General features: G+C 37.4%; 16 protein-coding genes. 4 read left to right on the forward strand and 12 right to left on the reverse strand.

What is annotated here, in order from left to right; all coding sequences use genetic code 11:
- Positions 1–3 precede the first annotated feature (3 nt).
- Positions 4–930, forward strand: a complete 927-nt coding sequence (locus tag JM81_RS09460; protein WP_144802693.1) for a PorP/SprF family type IX secretion system membrane protein — start codon at positions 4–6, stop codon at positions 928–930.
- A gap of 16 nt (positions 931–946) precedes the next feature.
- On the opposite strand, the gene JM81_RS09465 is transcribed toward JM81_RS09460, so the two are convergent.
- From JM81_RS09465 to JM81_RS09480, 4 genes are all read right to left on the reverse strand, one after another.
- Positions 947–1,789, reverse strand: coding sequence for a pseudouridine synthase (locus JM81_RS09465; RefSeq protein WP_144802696.1), 843 nt, complete (start codon positions 1,787–1,789; stop codon positions 947–949).
- 75 nt (positions 1,790–1,864) lie between these two features.
- The gene (locus tag JM81_RS09470; protein WP_144802699.1) at positions 1,865–2,770 is read right to left on the reverse strand and encodes a geranylgeranylglycerol-phosphate geranylgeranyltransferase; all 906 of its coding nucleotides are present in this window, start codon (positions 2,768–2,770) and stop codon (positions 1,865–1,867) included.
- A gap of 11 nt (positions 2,771–2,781) precedes the next feature.
- Complete coding sequence (locus JM81_RS09475; RefSeq protein WP_144802701.1) at positions 2,782–3,720, reverse strand: mevalonate kinase; 939 nt, start codon at positions 3,718–3,720, stop codon at positions 2,782–2,784.
- Between the two features lie 140 nt (positions 3,721–3,860).
- Positions 3,861–4,943 (reverse strand): diphosphomevalonate/mevalonate 3,5-bisphosphate decarboxylase family protein, encoded by a 1,083-nt coding sequence (locus JM81_RS09480; RefSeq protein WP_144802704.1) that lies wholly within the window; start codon positions 4,941–4,943, stop codon positions 3,861–3,863.
- Between the two features lie 81 nt (positions 4,944–5,024).
- Between JM81_RS09480 and JM81_RS09485 the strand changes: the two genes are divergently transcribed.
- Positions 5,025–5,498, forward strand: coding sequence for a TspO/MBR family protein (locus JM81_RS09485; protein WP_089260795.1), 474 nt, complete (start codon positions 5,025–5,027; stop codon positions 5,496–5,498).
- Positions 5,499–5,516: 18 nt separating this feature from the next.
- On the opposite strand, the gene JM81_RS09490 is transcribed toward JM81_RS09485, so the two are convergent.
- The 7 genes from JM81_RS09490 to JM81_RS09520 all read right to left on the reverse strand — a co-directional run bounded on the left by JM81_RS09490 (position 5,517) and on the right by JM81_RS09520 (position 13,981).
- On the reverse strand, positions 5,517–6,062 hold the full coding sequence (locus tag JM81_RS09490; RefSeq protein ID WP_144802707.1) for a DUF1697 domain-containing protein: 546 nt from the start codon (positions 6,060–6,062) through the stop codon (positions 5,517–5,519).
- A gap of 2 nt (positions 6,063–6,064) precedes the next feature.
- The gene (locus tag JM81_RS09495; protein WP_144802710.1) at positions 6,065–7,339 is read right to left on the reverse strand and encodes an NAD(P)/FAD-dependent oxidoreductase; all 1,275 of its coding nucleotides are present in this window, start codon (positions 7,337–7,339) and stop codon (positions 6,065–6,067) included.
- Entirely contained in the window at positions 7,339–8,028 is a 690-nt protein-coding gene (locus JM81_RS09500; RefSeq protein ID WP_261375009.1) for a glycerophosphodiester phosphodiesterase, read from the reverse strand. Before JM81_RS09500 ends, JM81_RS09495 begins: the two co-directional genes overlap by 1 nt.
- A 63-nt stretch (positions 8,029–8,091) precedes the next feature.
- Positions 8,092–9,864, reverse strand: coding sequence for an alpha-amylase family glycosyl hydrolase (locus JM81_RS09505; RefSeq protein WP_144802715.1), 1,773 nt, complete (start codon positions 9,862–9,864; stop codon positions 8,092–8,094).
- A gap of 56 nt (positions 9,865–9,920) precedes the next feature.
- On the reverse strand, positions 9,921–12,224 hold the full coding sequence (locus tag JM81_RS09510; RefSeq protein ID WP_144802718.1) for a glycoside hydrolase family 65 protein: 2,304 nt from the start codon (positions 12,222–12,224) through the stop codon (positions 9,921–9,923).
- A gap of 55 nt (positions 12,225–12,279) precedes the next feature.
- Positions 12,280–12,948: a beta-phosphoglucomutase gene (gene pgmB, locus JM81_RS09515; protein WP_144802721.1), complete on the reverse strand. Its 669-nt coding sequence runs from the start codon at positions 12,946–12,948 to the stop codon at positions 12,280–12,282.
- A 13-nt stretch (positions 12,949–12,961) separates the two neighbouring features.
- Positions 12,962–13,981, reverse strand: a complete 1,020-nt coding sequence (locus JM81_RS09520) for a LacI family DNA-binding transcriptional regulator (protein ID WP_144802724.1) — start codon at positions 13,979–13,981, stop codon at positions 12,962–12,964.
- A gap of 331 nt (positions 13,982–14,312) precedes the next feature.
- On the opposite strand from JM81_RS09520, the gene JM81_RS09525 reads away from it, so the two are divergent.
- Positions 14,313–17,435: a SusC/RagA family TonB-linked outer membrane protein gene (locus JM81_RS09525; RefSeq protein ID WP_144802727.1), complete on the forward strand. Its 3,123-nt coding sequence runs from the start codon at positions 14,313–14,315 to the stop codon at positions 17,433–17,435.
- A 19-nt stretch (positions 17,436–17,454) separates the two neighbouring features.
- Positions 17,455–19,068 carry a RagB/SusD family nutrient uptake outer membrane protein gene (locus tag JM81_RS09530; RefSeq protein WP_144802731.1) on the forward strand — a complete coding sequence of 538 codons (1,614 nt, stop codon included), beginning with the start codon at positions 17,455–17,457 and terminating at the stop codon, positions 19,066–19,068.
- 416 nt (positions 19,069–19,484) lie between these two features.
- On the opposite strand, the gene JM81_RS09535 is transcribed toward JM81_RS09530, so the two are convergent.
- Positions 19,485–21,137, reverse strand: coding sequence for a solute:sodium symporter family transporter (locus JM81_RS09535; RefSeq protein ID WP_144802734.1), 1,653 nt, complete (start codon positions 21,135–21,137; stop codon positions 19,485–19,487).
- Between the last annotated feature and the right edge of the window lie 194 nt (positions 21,138–21,331).

The following is a 21,331-nucleotide window of genomic DNA, read 5'->3' on the forward strand; positions in this document are numbered from 1 at the left end:
CACATGAAACATTTATATAAAAACATCGCTTTTGCGGCACTACTTTTCATATTTGCCATACATAGCATTTTAGCGCAGCAGTCACCTAGTTTTCCTGAATACAATTATAATCCGTATCTGGTAAATTCTGCTTTTGCCGGATTGGCCCCAAGCGCGGAAATAGGGATAAGCAATACAGGTTTTTTTAATCAAATAGAAGGAAGTCCCACAAGTTTTGCACTTAGTTTTCATAGTCCGTTCAACAGAGGCAAGATAGGACTTGGTGCCGGACTCATAAGGGATGAGATCGGGGTAACCACGTCAACGAGTGCTTTTGCAACCTATTCCTATAAGATTTTCTTTGATACGAAAAAAAATAGGCCCTATTGGCAAATATATACGCCTAACTCACTATCTTTTTCCATCTCTCCTGGTGTACAACAATACCAGGACAATCTATTGGAATTGGGCATAATGAACGATCCTAATTTTGCTATGAACATTAATGCGACCATACCTACGGTGGGCCTTGGTTTTCTTTTAAATCTAGCGGACGTTTATGTTGGCTTGTCCACACCCAATGTAATTGGTGATTTATTGGTTTCTGATGATAATGTTGAAATCAACGTCCCTTATTATGGATATTTGGGATACCGGTTTTTCTCCAATAAATTTGAGGAACTGATGGTCAAGCCCAACTTACTTTTAAAATATGAAAAAGGATCTCCATTTCAAGTGGATATGAATGTAGCCGTAAGTTTTAAAAATAAATTTGAACTTGGCACAGGGTATAGGACAAACTCCTCAATAAATTTATTGGCAGGAATTTATCTGTTTAAAAATATAAGGGCCATTTACAGTTACAATATTGCCACGAACAATTCTCCTCTGGGCAATTCCCACGGAATAATTGCTACTTATAGATTTGGCGAAGGGTTCCCTACAGATTAATTAAGAAAATATAGGGTTATTTTATCATTTTTAGATTAATGATTTCTTGTTGGGTCAAATACCTCCAATGCCCTCTAGGTAAATCCTTTTTGGTCAACCCGCCATAAACGACCCGATCCAATCTTTGAATATTGTAACCCAAGGTCTCAAATAGACGCTTTACAATTTTATTCCTAGAACTATAGATTTCAATACCTACCTCTCTCTTGGGCGCATCTGCGATATAACTAATGTCCTGCACGCGTACGGGTTTTTCATCGACTACAACACCTTCCTGTATCTTCTTTAAATCTGCCATACGTAGTTCAACATCCAGCACTACATGATAAATTTTGCGCATTCCGTTTATTGGACTTTTCAAAATTTTGGTCATACTACCATCATTGGTAAACAGTAATAAGCCGGTATCTTCCTTTTCCAATTTATCTACCGGTAACAATTTTGATTTCGAAGCACTTGAAATTAATCCAGAAACATGCCTTTTGCCCTTTTCATCCCTAATTGTAGTAACAAAGTCCTTTGGTTTGTTAAGCAGCACATATTCCTTTTTTACAGGGTTCAGTAATTGACCATCAAACTTTACCTCATCTGTCAGTTTTACTTTATAGCCCATTTCGGTAATTGGCTTACCATTGACCGTTACATTACCTGCAGCAATGTATATGTCCGCGTCTCTACGTGAACAAACACCAGAGTTGGCCACATATTTATTTAGACGTATAGAATTTGGATCGGAGGGCTTGTTTGGTGTAACATTCTTTTTAATTGGCGCATTGCCACGGGCGTAGCTTTTTTTCTTGAAATTACCACCCTGTCTACCTGAAGCCTTTTTTCCCCTACTTGAATCATCCCTACTCATAACTGTACCAATTTTATGCAAAGGTAGCAAATTGCACTGCCGTTCAAATTTTTATCTTCAACATAATCCTAGGAACTACAAAATTCTATTGAGTACCAAGTCAATATCTATTAACAATATACTAAAGACCCCCGCTACAATGATAAGTTTTAGAATATTATGCAACCATACATAATCTTTCTTGTTCTTTGATTTCAACAACAAAAAAATGAACAAAAGAAGTAATCCTATACACCCGATAAAGTAAAAGTTCATATAACCAATATCAAACTTAAATATCAATAATAATGATGGCAATAGGGTAAATAAAATTAAACATGTAATGAGCGTTTTAGAAATGTTAGCCCCATAAATTATGGGTATAGTACTATAATTTTGCGCAACATCTCCAGAAATATTTTCTAGATCTTTTACCATTTCACGTGCCAAAATCAGTAAAAAAAGAAATATGGCATGGACAAAAATTACATTCTCAAAATTTTTATAATATACAAATACCACGAAGAACGGTGTTATGGCCAACGTAGCGGAAATAAAATTTCCCAATAGGGGAACTCTCTTAAGTTTATGGGAGTATAACCAGATTCCAAAAATATAGGATGAAAAAAAGAATACGGCCCTGAACGAAACATAACTTGCCGCAATAACCGCCAAAAAGTTCAATACGAAATAAGTAGTCAATTTAAAGCGTTGGCTCACCAAACGATCCAACATACTTTTTCTTGGTTTGTTGATGAGGTCTTTTTCTGCGTCATAAAAATTATTAATGATATAACCTGCCGCAATGACCATGGCAGATGCCATGACTATAACCAATAAATTTACATCAAAAACCACTTGTCTTAAAGGTAAATCTGGCGCCAAAATATAAATAGAGGCTAGATATTGCGCCAAGGCAATCACCAAAATATTATAGCCCCTTACTACCGAAAAAAGACTCAGTACCTTTAAAAGTAAGAGTTTGTTTTTTCTATTGAGCATTTTGGTACGTCCTAAAAATTATAAACGACCTCTAGTTTGTAGTCCTTAAGTGCAGTTTGTGCTTTTTCAAAATCTTCCGTAAAGCCTAAAATATATCCTCCGCCTCCAGATCCGCATAATTTTAGATAATATTCATTGGTCTCTATCCCTTTTTTCCACAGTTCATGAAATTTTACTGGAATCATAGGTTTAAAGTTATCCAAAACAACATGGGACAATTGTTTTAAATTACCGAACAATGACTTAATGTTGCCACTCACAAAATCCTCTACACAGGCATCTGTATGCTTAATAAATTGATTTTTGAGCATATTACGGAAACCATCATTCTTCATTTGCTCCATGAATATCTGTACCATAGGTGCAGTTTCACCAACAGTACCGCTATCCAGTAAGAATACGGCACCCTTACCTTCACTGTTTTGGGAAGGTATACTGGTAGATTCTATATTATCCTTGGAATTTATAAGTATAGGTAAACTTAAATAACTATTCAATGGGTCTAGTCCAGATGATTTTCCATGGAAAAACGACTCCATAGCCCCAAAAATAGATTTTAGTTTTAAAAGCTTTTCCCTGGTAAGATTTTCCAGCACCGTAATCTTATCCTTGGCATATTTATCATAGATTGCGGCCACCAAAGCACCGCTACTACCTACCCCATACCCTTGTGGTATAGAACTATCAAAATACATTCCGGATGAAATGTCGTTTTTAAGCAGTTGCAAATCAAATGTCACAAAATCATCATCATTTTCTGATAGTTCTTCCAAATAATCTGCAAAGGCAGCTAAACTTTTATTTGATTTCTCTGCTTCTGGTGATAGAACGGAATCAGATTTTAAAGCGCCATTATAAAAATTATAAGGTATAGATAATCCTTTGGAGTCTTTAATGATTCCATACTCCCCAAAAAGAAGAATTTTTGAATAAAATAATGGTCCTTTCATATGTAAAGTCTTGGCAAATATCTAAAAAACTAACCAAATATGATCAAAGATTCAGTTAAAGTTTAACCTTTTACTTAAAAAGGTTAAACAAAATATATATGATATATTATACATAACGTCTGTACAACCTTAAACGTATATTACTTTTTTTTTGCTCCTTGACCTATTTGGTCGCAAATATACTGTCCGTTTTGACAAAAAGGAACTAATTTCTCCTTAATGAAAGAAAACACCTTATCTTTTTCATTTTCAGGGTATAATACATGCACATTAGCTCCTGCATCCAATGTAAAACAAACATGTGTCTTGGAGGTTTCCCTAAATTCCCAAATTGCATTAATAATAGAAAGTGTATTGGGTTTCATTAATATAAAATACGGGTTACTGGTCATCATCATGGCATGTAGGGTAAGCGCCTCACTTTCTACAATGTTTATAAATTCCTTTATATTACCACTTTCCAACACTCCTATAATTTTTCCTAAATTATCATCTGCCTGCTTAAATCTATTTGCAGCAAAAGGATGACCGTGCATTAAATCATGACCCACTGTACTGCTAACCTGTTTTTCACCTTTATCAACCAATAATATGGTATCGTGAAAATTATTAAAAATGGGGTGTACGTCATAGGGAAAAGGAATTCCATAAAGATCGGAACTACTTTCTATAAAATTACTTTTACCCCATTGCACCAAAGGTCCGTTTATGCTTCTACATGCACTACCAGAACCCAATCTGGATAAAAAAGATGCTTTTCTGTCAAAATAATCATCTGTCATATTTTTAGTAAAACTTCGTTCCATCTCCATGACGCACAAGGCCAAGGCAGACATTCCACTTGCAGAGGACGCAATACCGCTACTATGCGGAAAAGTGTTGCTGGTATGTATTGAAAGCCTATACTCCAACAAAAAGGGCATATAGGTAATTATCCGCTTAAAAAAGGTAGTTATCTTCGGCTTAAATTCCTCTTTGGGCAACCCTTCAAAATAAAGATCGAAAGAAAAATCCGAAGCCCTTTTCCCTAACTTTACATATTCAATTTTTGTTGTGGTAGAGCAAGCATTGAGCGTAAAACTGATTGATGGATTTGCCGGAATTTGATTTTCCAGCTTGCCCCAATATTTGATCAAGGCAATATTGCTAGGTGAAGTATACTGAACAATACCATGATCTTTATCTAAATTAAACGTATCGGGAATAAAATCTGTTTCAATCATTGAATATTCTCTTTGCGCAAAGATAGTTTTTAGGACCGTCAATTAAAATAAATCCTTATTTTAGAGCTAAACACCTACAGATTGAAAAGCAAACTTACCTATGTAACCATTGGCATATTAGTATGCTTAACCATTGGCTTTCTTGCTAGTGTAGCCACCCAAAGTTCTGTAAATACGTGGTACACTACATTGAACAAACCCGCATTGAACCCTCCAAACTGGGTATTTGCCCCTGTATGGACCGTTCTTTATATATTTATGGGTATTTCAGCTGGTTGGGTTTGGGCCAAAGGATTTTACCACAAATGGGTGAAAACCGGCCTCTATCATTTTGGCTTTCAATTATTATTGAATGCCTTATGGAGCATTATCTTCTTTGGTCTAAGACAACCATTTTTAGGTCTTTTGATCATCATAACACTTTTAATAGTATTACTATTGACTATTAAATGGTTTAAATTGGTAAGTAAACTTGCCGCTATATTGTTGGTGCCTTATGTGCTATGGGTTTGTTTTGCCACCTATTTAAACTATAGTATTTGGATATTAAATTAGATTGACTGCACCCACTACCTATTGTTCTTTGGCCATTGCCAATAATTTATGCATAGTCTTATAATTTCTTGTGGTCGCCGTAATGTTCAACCGTTTTTCAATTAAATTGTTGTTCAATTTAGCCTTTCCATAACCTTGGTTACACTTAAGATAGATACAGTTTTCCTCTACTTGAAATGTTTCATTTTGAAATGATTCTAATTTGAGCTCATTTACCCTCTCAATAGCGGGTTTTTGAAATGGCAAAACAAAATATACCTTATTCCCCAAAATCTCCTTTTCATCTACATATGGATTTTGCTGTAGTATTTCCGTTACTTCGTTTACCGTTTTTACTAAAACAGGCACATCAAAACCAAATTTGTCCGCAATGGCCTTTGCTAACTGAATATTTAAAAAATTAATATTGGTTTCTTGACATTTAAAGACCATATTACCGCTTTGAATATATGTCCTTACATCCTGGAATTCCAAACCTGAACATAACTCCCTTAATGATTGCATAGCCACTTTCTTTGTGCCACTTACATTAATGCCCCTTAAAAAAGCTAAATAAGTATTCATTCCTATTTTTTATGTCCCATATTGTTCACTACCCCTTTTGCGGCCAGATAACCCCCGGTCCAAGCATTTTGAAAATTAAATCCACCCGTAATGGCATCCACATTAATGATTTCTCCAGCAAAAAATAAATTAGGTAATAGCTTACTTTGAAAATTTTTAAAATTGACCTCTTTTAAATCCAAACCACCTGCGGTCACAAATTCTTCCTTGAAGGTACTTTTACCATTAACCTGGTATACCCCTTTTGTCAATTGCTCGGCAAGGGCCATCAATTGTTGTTTAGAAACTTCTGGCCAAGTAATCTCATCTGCAATATGCGCAGCTCTCACTAAATTCACCCATAACCGTTTGGGTATTTCCAATACTTTGGTCCTTACAACAGTTTTCTTCTCTACTTGTTTTACTTGCATAAACAATTCCAAAAGTCCATTTTGATGATATTCCGGAACCCAATTTACCTGTATCTTGAATTGATATCCATATTGCTCAAGAACCCTGGCTCCCCATGCGGACAATTTTAAAATAGCGGGGCCACTCATCCCCCAATGGGTAATCAGCAAAGGACCATCCGTAGAAAGTAACGTATTCAATTTATCCTTGGCTACAATTTTCCCCTGTTTTCTTTTGGGCAAAACCTCTACCTCAGCATAGGTAGAAACACCTGGTATATTGGCAATCCGTTCATCCTTTATATTGAAAGTAAACAGGGACGGCACCGGTGGTATTATGGTATGCCCTAAATCTTTGATCAGCTTCCAAATTTTAGGGTTGCTACCCGTAGCCAATACCAGCTGCTTGGCTTTCAAATTTCCGCTAGTTACCAATACTTTCCAATATGCACCTTCATCACTTTCTTCTTGTACCAGCCCAGTAACCGAGCATAGTGTCTTGACTTCAATCCCCAGGCGTTCAGCTTCGGAAAGAAAACAATTTATTATGGTTTGGGAACTATCTGACTGCGGAAACATTCTACCATCTTCCTCAATCTTTAAGGCCACCCCTCGTGATTCAAAAAAACCTACGGTATCACCACTGGCATATTGATGAAACGGACCTAACAATTCTTTTTCCCCTCTGGGATAATTCTTACTTAGCTCGCTAGGGTTAAACTCCGCATGGGTTACATTGCATCTACCCCCACCGGATATCCGCACTTTGGTCAACACTTCCTTGCCTCGTTCCAAAATTGCTATTTTCGCTGCTGGCAAGGCCTCTGCAATATGAATGGCCGTGTAAAAACCGGCCGCGCCTCCCCCTACGATCAGTACATCGTACATTAGCGAACCCTTTCAGGAAAATTGGTGATAATACCATCAACACCAATTTTTTTCATAGCAGAAATATCTTCAGGTTCGTTTACGGTCCAGGTATAGATCTTTAGTCCCGCATCATGAATTTTATTGGCCATTTCTTGATCTAGTTTTTCAAAAAAGGGATTTATGGCCACTGCATTCAATTCTTTTGCAACCTCTATGGCATCCTCTGGATTATCCTCTGTAAGAACAGCAATGTCTATTGTTGGATTGTGTTTTCTCATTTCCCTTAATTCATCCCAATTAAAACTTGAAATCAAAAAATTATCCGGTGACCAGTTTCGTTGTTCAATATAAAAATTAGTAATGAAGTTAACCTTATCCGCAGTGCCGGCCCCTTTTAATTCTATGTTCAACGCAACTTTGTTATCTATAAGTTTTAATACATCTTGCAGCGTAGGAATCTTATGTCCACCATCCACGATCAATTGATGAAGCTGTATAATGTTATATTCCTCAATATTGCCAGGGCCATTGGTCAATCTATCTACCGTATCATCATGAAATACTACAATTTCTCCACTTTTTATCTTAAAGACGTCTATTTCTATCATATCTACCCCAAGATCCAATGCTTTTTGTATGGATGGCAGTGTGTTTTCAGTTTCATGCCCCATGGCTCCTCTATGCCCTATGACCAGCGGTTCTTTCATATTACAGGATATTAATGATGTGCAAATCAACAAAAAGATTAAAATCTTATTTAACATAACGTCTTATTTTAATTCAAAAATAAAGGATTCCAACGGATTTAAATTGACAGCTATATGACCCTCGCCGCTTCTAATCTCCAATTGATGCTTACTTCCATATAATGTATCTATCAAATCATAGGATTCTCCCGTCAACTGCCACTGGTTTACAACATCTACGGGAAGTTTTAAATCAAAGGAAAAATGTTCGTTAACATCAAAATTAACGACCACAATAAGTTTTTGATTGGAAGACCAGCGCACATAGGAAAGAACTCTATGGTTATAATTTTCAGTAAGTTCCTTATTATAAAAATGAATTTCACGGTAATACCCCATTAAGGCATCACTCTGTATGGTGAAGTTTAACAACCTCTTATAAAAATCGCGCAAATCCGCTTCATTTTTATTGAGCTGTCCACCGTCAAATTTTTTATTGTTTACCCACCTTTGATGGTGAGGAACACCAATATAATCAAAAATAGATGTTCGTGACGGACTACCAAAACCAGCATGTTCGGCCGCAGGTTCCCCAACTTCCTGTCCAAAATAGATCATTGTTGGCGATGTCCCTATTGTTGCAGATACGACCATTGCAGGTTTCCCAATTTCGGCATTGCCTACGAATTCCGGACTTGCTATTCGTTGTTCATCGTGATTTTCCAAAAAATGAAGCATATGGTGTTCTATATCCTGAAGGCCGTTTTGAACCACCGGCAGGTGATCGGACCACCCGTAACCTTTCATAATATGCTTTAAGCCATCGTAAAAGTCCACCTTGTCATACAAATAATCCATATTACCCTTATGGATGTATGTCCTGTACAAATCCGGATTATAGACTTCTGCCATTAAAAATGCATCTGGATTTTTCATTTTAATGGATGAATTCATAAAACTCCAAAATTCAACAGGTACCATTTCTGCCATATCATACCTAAAACCATCTACACCCATTTTTAACCAGTAGAGTGCTATATCCCTAAATTTCCTCCATGAACTGGGTACGGTTTTCTTTTTCCAGTAATTAAAATGCTCTTTATAATCCTTTTCCCCATAATCATTGGGCAACATATCAAAATCCAAAGCTCCATCTGGACTTACCCCGTAATTTATACGTACAGTTTCATACCAATCGTTCATGTCCGGTTGTGGACTTCTTGATCCGTTCCCTGTCCATTTTGCGGGTACCTCAACCAAAGTGGCATTAGATATGTTTAGGGTATCGCCGCCCAAAGGTCTATACCCATCCCTCCATACGGGATGTTGAAAGGTTGAACCCGGTATATAATAGAAATTGTTATCCTTCTGGTATTGAACAGATGTATCGTCACCAAAACCAAAATCGGTTACACCATTTGGGTTCGTTATACCTTCATACCTTCTTGCAACATGATTGGGCACAATATCAATAATCACCTTCATGCCCGCATTATGGGTACGCTCAATCAAAGACTTGAACTCTTTTAACCTATTGGATGGGTCAATTGCCAAATCTGGGTTAACATTATAATAATCCTTTACTGCATATGGTGAACCAGCTCTCCCCTTTACCACATTGGGATCATCATTAGAAATACCATATTCGGTATAATCATTAATTACTGCGTGATGTGGAACCCCAGTATACCAAATATGTGTTACACCCAAATTTTTAATCTCTTTCAATGCCTTTTTGGTAAAATCCGCAAATTTACCAACGCCATTTTCCTCAATGGTACCCCAAGGCTTATTAGCGGTTTCAGTGTTTCCAAAAAGTCTTGTAAAAACATGGTAAATAACGATCTTCCTATTCATTGACACAATATCATATTTCTTGTCCTTTCTAATTATAAAGTATAGACCTACCTTTTTTAAACAGTAATAATCTCATCTGGATAAAGCACCACCTTTTCACCATTGACCCTTATTGAAACTTCCTTAGAACCTGACAATTGAAAGGTTACGGCCTTGGCACTAACATGAACCTTAATAATCCTGTTTCTAAAGTTCACCTTAAAGGAATATGCATTCCATTGTTCCGGTATTTGTGGCTGAAAGGATAATTTATCATTGATTACCCGCATACCGCCAAAACCTTCAACAATGCTCATCCAGGTACCTGCCATTGATGTTATATGTAACCCTTCCTCGACTTCCTTATTATAATCGTCCAAATCTAACCTAGAAGTTCTCAAGTAAAAATTATAAGCCTGTTCCATTCTACCCAACTTTGCAGCTTGTATACTATGCACGCAAGGAGACAAGGAAGATTCATGTACGGTAAACGGCTCATAAAAATCAAAATGCTTTTGTAATTGTTCCAAGGAGAAATCTTCTTCAAAAAAATAAAATCCCTGTAGGACATCTGCCTGTTTAATATAGGGCGACCTTAAAATTCTGTCCCAGCTCCATTTCTGGTTTATGGGCCTATCGGTTTTGGGCAAATCGTTCACTTTTACCAGGTGTTTGTCCAAAAAACCATCCTGCTGTAAGAATACTCCATATTTTTTATCGTATGGAAAGTACATGTTGTCAGCTACCTTTTTCCAAGACTCGCATTCCCTATCCGTGAGTTTGGTCTTTCCAATAATACGATGGTAATCATCCGGATATCCATTCTTTACTTTATCCAATTGTTCCAACGTATAATCAATACACCATTTGGCCAAGTAATTTGTATACCAATTGTTGTTCACATTATTCTCGTATTCATTAGGGCCGGTAACACCCAGCATGACATACTTATTTTTATCCTCGGAAAAATTGACCCGCTGATGCCAGAACCTGGCTATACCTATCAAGACCTCCAGACCCATTTCCGGAATGTAGCTATAATCACCGGTATACCTGTAATAATTGTATATAGCAAAGGCTATTGCCCCATTTCTATGGATTTCCTCAAAGGTTATTTCCCACTCATTATGGCATTCTTCACCATTCATGGTCACCATAGGATAAAGAGCCGCACCATTGCTAAACCCTAATTTTGTAGCATTCTCTATTGCCTTCTCCAAATGGTTATATCTATATTTCAACAGTTTTTTGGCTACCTTATCATCTTTTGTAGCCATGTAAAACGGAATGCAATATGCTTCTGTATCCCAGTAAGTACTACCTCCATATTTTTCTCCCGTAAACCCTTTTGGACCAATATTCAATCTAGAATCTGTTCCTAAATAGGTTTGGTTAAGTTGAAAAATATTGAAACGAATACCCTGCTGCGCCTTTACATCTCCTTCTATGACGATATCGCTCATTTCCCAAATAGATGCCCATGCTTTTTTCTGTAGCTCCAACAAACCTTCAAATCCTAAAGAGATGGCTTTATCAAGAACTGTATTGGCAGCGGTCACAAGCTCGTTTGCCTTATGATTTCTGGAGACGGTATACCCGCCAAATTTTGTTAATGTAATGGTTGTGCCCGCAAGTACCTTTTGCTTAAACTCCAAGGAGGCATAGGTTTCGTTGCGCTTAGCGACCTCTCCGGTGATCTGCTTACCGTCATATTGCAAAGTAGCCTGCATAAATGTACAGGTCTGAAAATTAGTTTTCATGGTATGCGCCTCTATAAAGGCCCGGTCACCTATAATGGAAGTGTTGGTGGTATTCCAAAATTTATCGTCCCAGTTACTATCCTCATTGGTTATACCACTATCCAAATAAGGTTCAAAAACAACTTCCGCATTGGCCTTTAGAACCTTTATTGAATATGAAATTGCACCTACTTCGTCTATATCCAAACTTAAAAAGCGCGTTACAGTTACTTCAATCTCAATATTATTTGAAGTAACAGCTTCAAAGCTTCTGGTATAACAACCCTCTTTCATGTTCAGCTCCCTTCTAAAAGCCGAAATCTTTTTACAGGTAGAGAGATCTAGCTCCTGTTCATTAATGTAGACCCTGATTCCTATCCAATTTGGTGCATTGAGCACTTTTGCAAAATATTCCGGATATCCGTTTTTCCACCAGCCTACACGTGTTTTATCAGGATAATACACCCCGGCGATATAACTACCTTGGAATGTAGCACCGGAATAGCTTTCCTCAAAATTGGCCCTTTGACCCATTGCCCCATTTCCTATACTGAAAATGCTTTCTGAAGATTTGACATTTTCCTTATCAAAACCCTCTTCAACAATGCACCATTTATCTGCCTTTATATAATTCTGATTCATACATTTAAATTGATTAGTCCGTAAAATTAAGTGAACTTTATGCAGATATCCCTATCTACTTTGCAAGATTTTTTTGCACCAGAGATGCAATGAAATCCGTACCCATCTCCGTGAAATCCTTAAAATTATAGTGTGCTTCGCTGAGCACATTTTCCTCTCCTATACCTATACTGGTCATATTGGCACGATTTGCCGCTTCAATACCCGCAACCGCATCCTCAAAAACTACACAGCCTTTTGGATCAACCCGTAAATTACGCGCCGCAATTAAAAATACTTCTGGATCAGGCTTGGCCTTCGTTACCTGGTTCCCGTCCACAATACTGTCAAAATACGACAAAAGGCCTACCTTCTTTAATATAGGCCTGGCATTTTTACTTGCAGAGCCCAATGCAATTGGAATGTTCTTTTCCTTTAAATAATCTAATACACGCGGTACATCCGGTAGAATTTCACTGGAGTCCATGTTTTCAATATAAGCTAGATAATCTAGGTTCTTTTCAACCATCCAAGTATCAAACTGTTCTTGGGTTGCTTTGATTTGACCAATATCCAGCAATATTTCCAAACATCTTTTTCTACTTACTCCCTTAAAAAGTTCATTTTGCTCAACCGTAAATTCAAATCCCAGTTCATTGGCCAATTTCTTCCAAGCCAAATAATGATACTTGGCGGTGTCTACGATAACTCCGTCCAAATCAAAAATAAATCCTACTTTTTTCATAACTGCAAAAGTATCAATTGATGGTGGATCCGCGTTTAATTAATGTAGCATTTATGATTTCGGTCTTAAACGGCCCCTCTTCTTCCGTAGATTCCATTCTACTTATCAGCATTTGGGCCGCCCTTTCTCCCATGATGTCCCCATGTTGGGCCACGGTGCTCAGGCTAGGATGGGAATATCTGGACAGCATGCCGTTTGTGAAACCTATTATTGAAATATCATCCGGAACCTCAAATCCCAGCTCCTTGATAATATTCATACATTGCACGGCAAAAATTTCGTTTACGCACAAAACAGCATCTATTTTACGCGTTTTGAAAAAATCCCTGATCAAGCTGTCGTTCTCCATATTGTAAGGTAGGGTCAGTATCAAATTATCGTCAACCTCAATATTGTTCTTGGACAAAGCCGATAAATATCCGTCCCTTCTATATTCACTTACATTAAAATAGTTCTCGGTGGTTACCAGGGCTATTTTGCTAGCACCACTATTAATAAAGTGTTGTGTTGCCTCAAACGCAATTTCCTTGTCGTTCAATATAACTTTATCACAATCGATCTCTGATGTTACCCGATCAAAAAGCACCACAGGTATACCTTGATCTATAAGCTCCCGCAAATGAGTGAAATCATTTTTAAGCTGGGTCTCCGCACTTAACGAGAGAATAAACCCATCTATACTGCCGTTGGCAAGCATTTCCATATTGATTACCTCCTTATCAAACGATTCGTCGGATATACATACTATAACATTATATCCTTTTTGATTGGCATATTTTTCAATACCCCTAAATACCGTTGTAAAAAAATGGTGAACAATATCCGGTATGACGACACCTATATTCTTGGTTCTTTTATTTTTTAGGCTAAGGGCAATATTATTGGGCCGGTAATTATAAAATTTGGCGAATGCCTTGATCTTATCCTTGGTATCCTTACTAATTTCAGGACTATTTTTCAATGCCTTGGACACGGTAGAAATAGAAACATCAAGTTCTTTGGCAATATCCTTAAGTGTAATTTTTGGCTTCAAAACAGGTAGTTTAAATTAAATAATTTTTAAGATAAGAACTTAAAGTCTTTCTAAAAATTAAAAGGACATTTTTGGTCAAAAATTGCCATTTTAAATAAAATAAGTATTTTTATATCATAAATTATTATCCTATATTCTCAATTACCATTTATCTAAATTATCAATTGTATAAATTAAAGGGGTTTGAACCATTAACCTCATAATTATTTAAAGTTATCAACACGAAACCGTTTTCGTAGTATTTTATCTTAGCCTACATATATACCGAAGTCTACATTTTACATATTTTTAACACTTGAAATTATATTAACTCAACTTAAATTAACAATTTATGAAGATTACATTAGTTAAAAGCTTGTTGGTACTAAGTACATTTTTGTGCTTTAGTTTAACGCAAGCTCAAGAAGTATCTGGTACCGTATCGGACGCCAGTGGACCTTTACCCGGAGCTAGTGTTCTTGAAAAAGGCACTACGAACGGTACACAGACCGATTTTGATGGTAACTATACCTTAACTGTTGAAGATGGAGCAGTACTTATTGTTAGTTATATCGGATACAAAACACAGGAAGTTGCCGTAAATGGTAGAAGCACTATAAACTTTTCTCTTGAAGAAGATGCCGAAGCTCTTGAAGAAGTTGTTATCATTGGTTATGGTACAACGACGGTTAAAGATGCAACAGGCTCGGTAACCGCGGTTACTGCAGAGGACTTTAACGGAGGTAACATTGCTTCTCCAGAACAATTGATCCAAGGTAAAACTGCAGGTGTCAATATTCAGGAAACCAGTGGTGAACCAGGAGCAGGTATCCAAATCAACATTAGAGGTTCTAACTCGGTTCGTGCCAATAACAACCCATTGTTTGTTGTTGACGGTGTTCCATTAGGTGGTGGAGACACTTCTCCACAAGGTGAAACCGGTTTTGGTCAAAGTGCCGTTAAAAACCCGTTGAACTTTATCAACCCTAACGATATTGAAAGCATTAGTATATTAAAAGATGCTTCCGCAACCGCTATCTACGGTTCTCGTGGTGCAAACGGTGTTGTTATCATTACAACAAAAAGTGGTAAAGGTAGCAGCCAAGGCGTTTTTGACTTTTCTAGTTCTTTAAGTATAGCTACAGCAGCAAATACTTTTGATTTATTGGATGCCTCTGAGTTTCTTTCCGGGGTTACTTCTGTTGGTGGAGATGCCAGCGCCGTAAATTTTGGATCCAATACAGATTGGCAACAAGTAGTATTACGTTCTACTGCTTCTCAAAACCAAAACTTATCCTATTCCAAAAATTATGGAAACGGAAATGTTAGAGCTACTTTTGGCTATGGAAAGCAATTTGGTATCGTTGAAAATTCCGATCTTGAAAGAATTACAGGTAGAATTAATTTGAACCATAGATTTTTGGATGATAAATTGGTACTTGGACTTCAGACATCCATCGCTAGAATAAACGATTCCCAAGCACCCATTAGTGCACAGGCAGGTGCAGCCGGTGATGTATTAGGTGGTGCTTATGCCGCCAACCCAACATGGCCAGCCAGTTCTAGTTTTAATGCAGGCGGACTTAACGTTAACCCACAAAATGCTTTGGACGAAACCCAGAACATTACAAATACAAACAGATATTTATTGAATGGTTCTGTTCAGTATAACTTTACCTCAGAAATTTCCGCAAAATTAAATGCAGGCCTTGATATTGCAGAAGCATCTAATACTTCCGTAATCTCTAGGGATATCAACAATATTAACGGTGTATCTGGTGTAGGTCGTGGAAACTATGGCGTTTTGGAAAGAAATAACAAAACGATAGAAGCTACGGTCAACTATAACAAGGAGTTTGAAAATTCTAACCTTGAGGCCTTAGTAGGTTTTGGATACCAAGATTTCAGAACGTTTGGTTTTAATGGAGGTGGTAGAGGATATACTACTGGCGACCTAAACCAAATGGGTGCTGACCTAAGAAGTGCTGTATCAGATTTACAGAATGCAGTAACAGGCTCATATCAACAAGCTTACTATGCACCCAATACAGGTGGTGTATTGGTGAACAGACTTCTTCCAACTGTTGCTCCTCAGGAAGCATTGGGCAGAAGCCTAAACAGTGCCGTAACTTCAGTATTTACAAATGCTTTTGACAATACTGACGAGTTACAGTCATTCTTTGCCAGGGTTAACTATACCCTAAATAACAAATATTTATTTACAGGTACAATGAGAGCGGATGGTTCTTCAAGATTTGGACCTGAAAACCAATACGGATACTTCCCTTCAGGTGCATTTGCATGGAAAATGAACGAAGAAGATTTCGTAGGAGAAAATGTATCTACCCTTAAATTACGTTTAAGTGCGGGTATTACTGGTAACCAAGATGGTTTAGGTTATGGTAACTTTGTGGCAAGACAGCGTTTTTCCGATTTAGTTATACAGCAAAACCTTGAAATTAACAACAACGGTACTGAAATTGTTGCTACCGATAGACCTGACCTTAAATGGGAATCTTCTTTCAACTTAAATGCAGGTATCGATTTTGGTTTTAACAACGATCGCTTTAGCGGTAGTCTTGATGTCTATAGAACAGAAACGACAGATGTATTGTTACAAACACCTCCTGCAGCTCCTGCAGTTGACCCGTTCCAATTCCAAAATGTGGATGCCAGCATTATCAACCAAGGTATTGAACTTGCATTGGCGTATGATTTTATTCAATCTGAGGATGCTACATTCTCCGCTGATTTCAATATTGCATACAACAACAACGAAGTACAGAATTTTGCCGGTTTAATAGATACGGGTGAAGTTAATGGTCCTGGTTTAACCGGTGCCTTCGCACAACGATTTGCTTCTGGCCAATCCTTATATTCTTACTACCTACCAATATTTACTGGTTTTGACAGTAATGGTTCACCAACTTATCAAGATGTTGATGGAAATGGGACGGGTGACCCGTTCCAAGACAAGACTTTTGTTGGAGAGGATGCCTTACCTGATGTTACTACGGGTCTAAGCTTAAATTTAAAAGTGAAGGATTTTGATGCGTCCGTATTCTTCCAAGGACAGTTTGGATTCTCTGTATACAATAATACAGAAAACGCTTACTTTACAGCCGGTGCACTTTCTAACTCTAGAAACGTTACACAAAATGTATTGACTAGTGGAGAAGACCCTGGAGCTTCTGCAGATGCATCTACAAGATTCTTGGAAAAAGGAGATTTCGTACGTTTCCAAAATGCTAGTATTGGCTACAATGTTCCTTTATCCGGAGAAGGTGCCTTAAACTCATTACGACTGTCAATTACTGGTCAAAACCTATTCTTAATTACTGACTATAGTGGTTTAGATCCTGAAGTAACCGCAAATACCGGTGATTTAGGTTCAGGTGTACCATCAAGAGGATTGGATTATGGATCATACCCAAGACCTAGAACAATCACTTTTGGTATTAACGCATCATTTTAATTAAAAAAAATTGTATATCATGAAAAATAATCATTTTAAAATCTTAACACTTTCTATTCTATCGTTGGTAGGGGTCTCCTCTTGTACCGACCTAGAAATAGAAGAAACAGATTCAATTATATCTGATGGGTTTCAAGGCTTGGCCGACCCTTCATCTACCGTAACCAATTTATACGGTTCTCTTGCCGGACAATATGCAGGGCAGGACAATTACTTCGCCTTACAGGAAGTAACTTCAGATGAACATTTAATTCCTACCCGTGGTGGTGACTGGGGTGATAATGGTTTATGGAGAGTTTTGCATACCCATGACTGGAACGGACAACATGCATTTATCACAAATGTATTTCAGTTGTGGAACGGTAATCAATTGCAAGCTTCTCAGGTTTTAGACTCAAGAAGTAACCCTTCCGCAACAAACATAGGGGATGCAAGCTTTATAAGGGCATATAGTATGTGGGTTATTTTGGACAATTATGGACAAGTACCTTTTAGGGATACTTCATTACCTTCCACTTCAGTTCCTGAAGTATTGACAGGGCAAGCTGCAGTAGATTTTATCCTAGCGGATATTGAGACTGCCATTGCCAATGCTCCTGCAACACAAGCAGCTAGTGGTGATGCTAACTTAAGAGCCAGTAAGGCAGCGGCTAGATATTTAAAAGCTAAGGTTCTTTTAAATAAGCATATCTATGTTGGTGGTGAACCAAATGGTGCAGATATGGCCGAAGTTATTTCTTTGGTTGATGCCATTGCCGCAGATGGTTATGCATTGCAAGAAGGTTATTTTGATTTATTCTTACCAGATGCAGATACTGAAACTATTTGGGCTTTAGAAGCCAATACCATTAACAAAGTGGTAATGGGACTTCACTATAACAACACTAGTATTCAAGGTGGTGGTTGGAACGGGTTTAGTACCCTTGCTGAATTCTATGATCTTTTTGAAGGTGATGCCGAATTCAACGAACTGGATGCTAACCAAGAACCTGCAAACGGACAGGAAGAGCGTAGAGGTGGTGTACCAACAATTGGTGTTCCTTTTGACAACCAACCTTATGCATCAGAATTGGATGGATATGTAAATGGTTCCAATGTTGGATATGGTTTCCTAATCAACCAACAATATGCTTTGGATGGTACTCCTTTAAAAGACAGGCAAGGTGCCCCCTTAACTTTCAAAAGAGAATTTAAAGATGGTACAGGTGCCGTTAATTTCATTAACAATGATGAAACTACAGGTATAAGAATCCAAAAGTATGCCGCTAGGAATGGCGAAGCTTCTATAAGTCATCAAATTGTATTTAGATATGCAGATGCCCATTTAATGAAAGCTGAAGCTATATTTAGAAGTGGTGGTGACCCAACATCTATGATCAACGACCTAAGAACAATTCGTAATACGGAGGAGTTGCTAGGTACAGTTACCGCACAGGATATCTTAGATGAAAGAGGAAGAGAATTGTATCAAGAGGCTTGGAGACGAAATGATTTAATTCGTTTTGGTCAGTTTGGTAGAGATTGGTTGTTCAAAGCACCTGGAACAGTTGATAACGATGATTACAACGTTTTCCCTATTCCACCTGCACAATTATTGGCAAATCCAAACTTGGTACAGAACCCAGGTTATTAATAAGTTAAGTTAAGTGTAAGTAAAAAGGACCTCCATTTTTGGAGGTCTTTTTTTTGTACTTATGTCATTGGGTTTAAGGATAAAACCACTTTTATTACATGTCAGCTGTTATTCTAAATCCATTTACCAATCTTCAATTATAGAAAGGATTTGTCATTCCTTACAGCCAAATCTATTCAGAAATTCCTGATATCTAATAGTACTTAAGTTTCACAATACATGTATTTAATTACATTCTGCCCTACAAGGTACATCTACAAACCATTTAAACAAAAAATAAACCTGCAATGCCAATATGATATCCATTCAATACAAATACCATGCTATCCATGCATAAAAAAAACACCTTAAGCAACTTTTAAAAGTTACCTAAGGTGATTAATACAAATTAATTTTACAATGAATATAAATAGATATTATTTGGCAAAGTATATATAGATACCCACTACAATACAGCAGATTGCAATACCAACTTGATTTACATATTTGTAGGGTGTAATGGATACCTGATTGGTATACTCTAACACAAAAGGTTCCTTCCTAGGCTTTAATGCTCCAATAATCAGCATGATTACTATGTTGGTGATAAACAGAATTGCCATTATATGCAAATAATGGGGATATGCTTCAGCCTCAATTAGCTTTAGTGCACCGGCATCCGTAATTCCATTTGCATTGGCCTGCGCCAAGGCATCATCAACAAATTTATTTTTAAGCCAAAATTGGCTAATGATATATAATGCGGAACCAGAAAGTATTCCAATTTTTGCAGCCAAAGCAGGAACTCTCTTTGTTAAATAGCCTACAACTATTATAGTGAAAATTGGGATACTGTAGATTCCGTTTATTTCTTGCAAATAATTGAACAAACTACCTGCATTGGCAATTAACGGAGCTATGAACATTGATGCGAGCGCCAAACATATTCCAAATATCTTACCATATTTAACTACAGTAGTTTCAGAAGCATTCTTATTGATATGTTGTTTATAGATATCGATACCAAAAAGGGTTACGGAACTATTTAACACACTATTAAATGAACTCAATATTGCACCAAAAAGTACCGCGGCAAAAAAACCAACCAAAGGTTTGGGCAATACGGCCCTTACAAGTTCTGGATAGGCCAGGTCACTTGAATCTAAATTACCGTCAAAATAATGATAGGCGATCATTCCCGGCAAAACCAAAATTAATGGCCCCAATATCTTTAAGAACGATGCCAATAATAAGCCCTTTTGCCCTTCTGCAAGGTTTTTGGCGCCTAAGGCTCTTTGTATAATTTGTTGGTTGGTACCCCAATAAAACAATTGCACTAACATCATTCCGGTAAATATGGTGCTAAAAGGTACTTCTTGACCTGTATTACCGGTAGAATCAAATCGTTCTGGGTTTGTGCTCATTAGCGTATCCAAACCACCAAACACACTACCGTCACCAATAGCCATCAATCCAAAAATGGGTATTAAAAGCCCCCCCACCAATAGCCCTATGGCGTTAATGGAGTCAGAAACGGCAACCGCCTTTAAACCCCCAAACACCGCATAAACGGAACCGATGATACCTATTCCCCATATACATATTACCAAGGCCGTACTATCCGTTACGTTCAACAATTGCGGTACATTGAACATACCGCTAATGGCCACTGACCCTGAATATAAAATTACCGGAAGCAAAACCACTACATAACCGGTAAGGAAAAGACCAGAGGTCAATGTTTTTGTAGCAACATCAAACCGTTTGGCCAAAAATTGAGGCACTGTGGTCAAACCGCCCTTTAAATATCTGGGCAATAAGAATATAGCGGCAACTACGATGGCAATGGCAGCCAAGGTTTCCCATGCCATTACGGACAATCCGTCCGTATAGGCACTACCGTTAAGTCCAACAATTTGTTCCGTAGAAAGATTGGTCAGCAACAATGATCCTGCAATTACCCCAGCCGTTAAACTTCTGCCTCCTAAAAAATAGCCGTCAGAGGATTGTTCATCTGTACTTCTTGTCGCAAAATATGATACTATGGCCACCAATAAAGTAAAGCCTAAAAAAGATAAAATCCCTATCATTTGGTATGTTGTTTGTTATTAAGTCAATGCTAAATATATTGGATTATTTTCATTACTTCTAAAATAGGACCATGAAAAACATTTTTATCACAATTAAACGCCTAATCTATAACGATTTCGACAAATATTAACATACAGTTTTTTCAATAAAACGCAACAAATAGTAGGTATTTGGCTATCTTGCAATTTAATTT

Origin of the sequence: Maribacter sp. MAR_2009_72 (genome assembly GCF_007827235.1) — a bacterium.
GTDB lineage: Bacteria > Bacteroidota > Bacteroidia > Flavobacteriales > Flavobacteriaceae > Maribacter > Maribacter sedimenticola.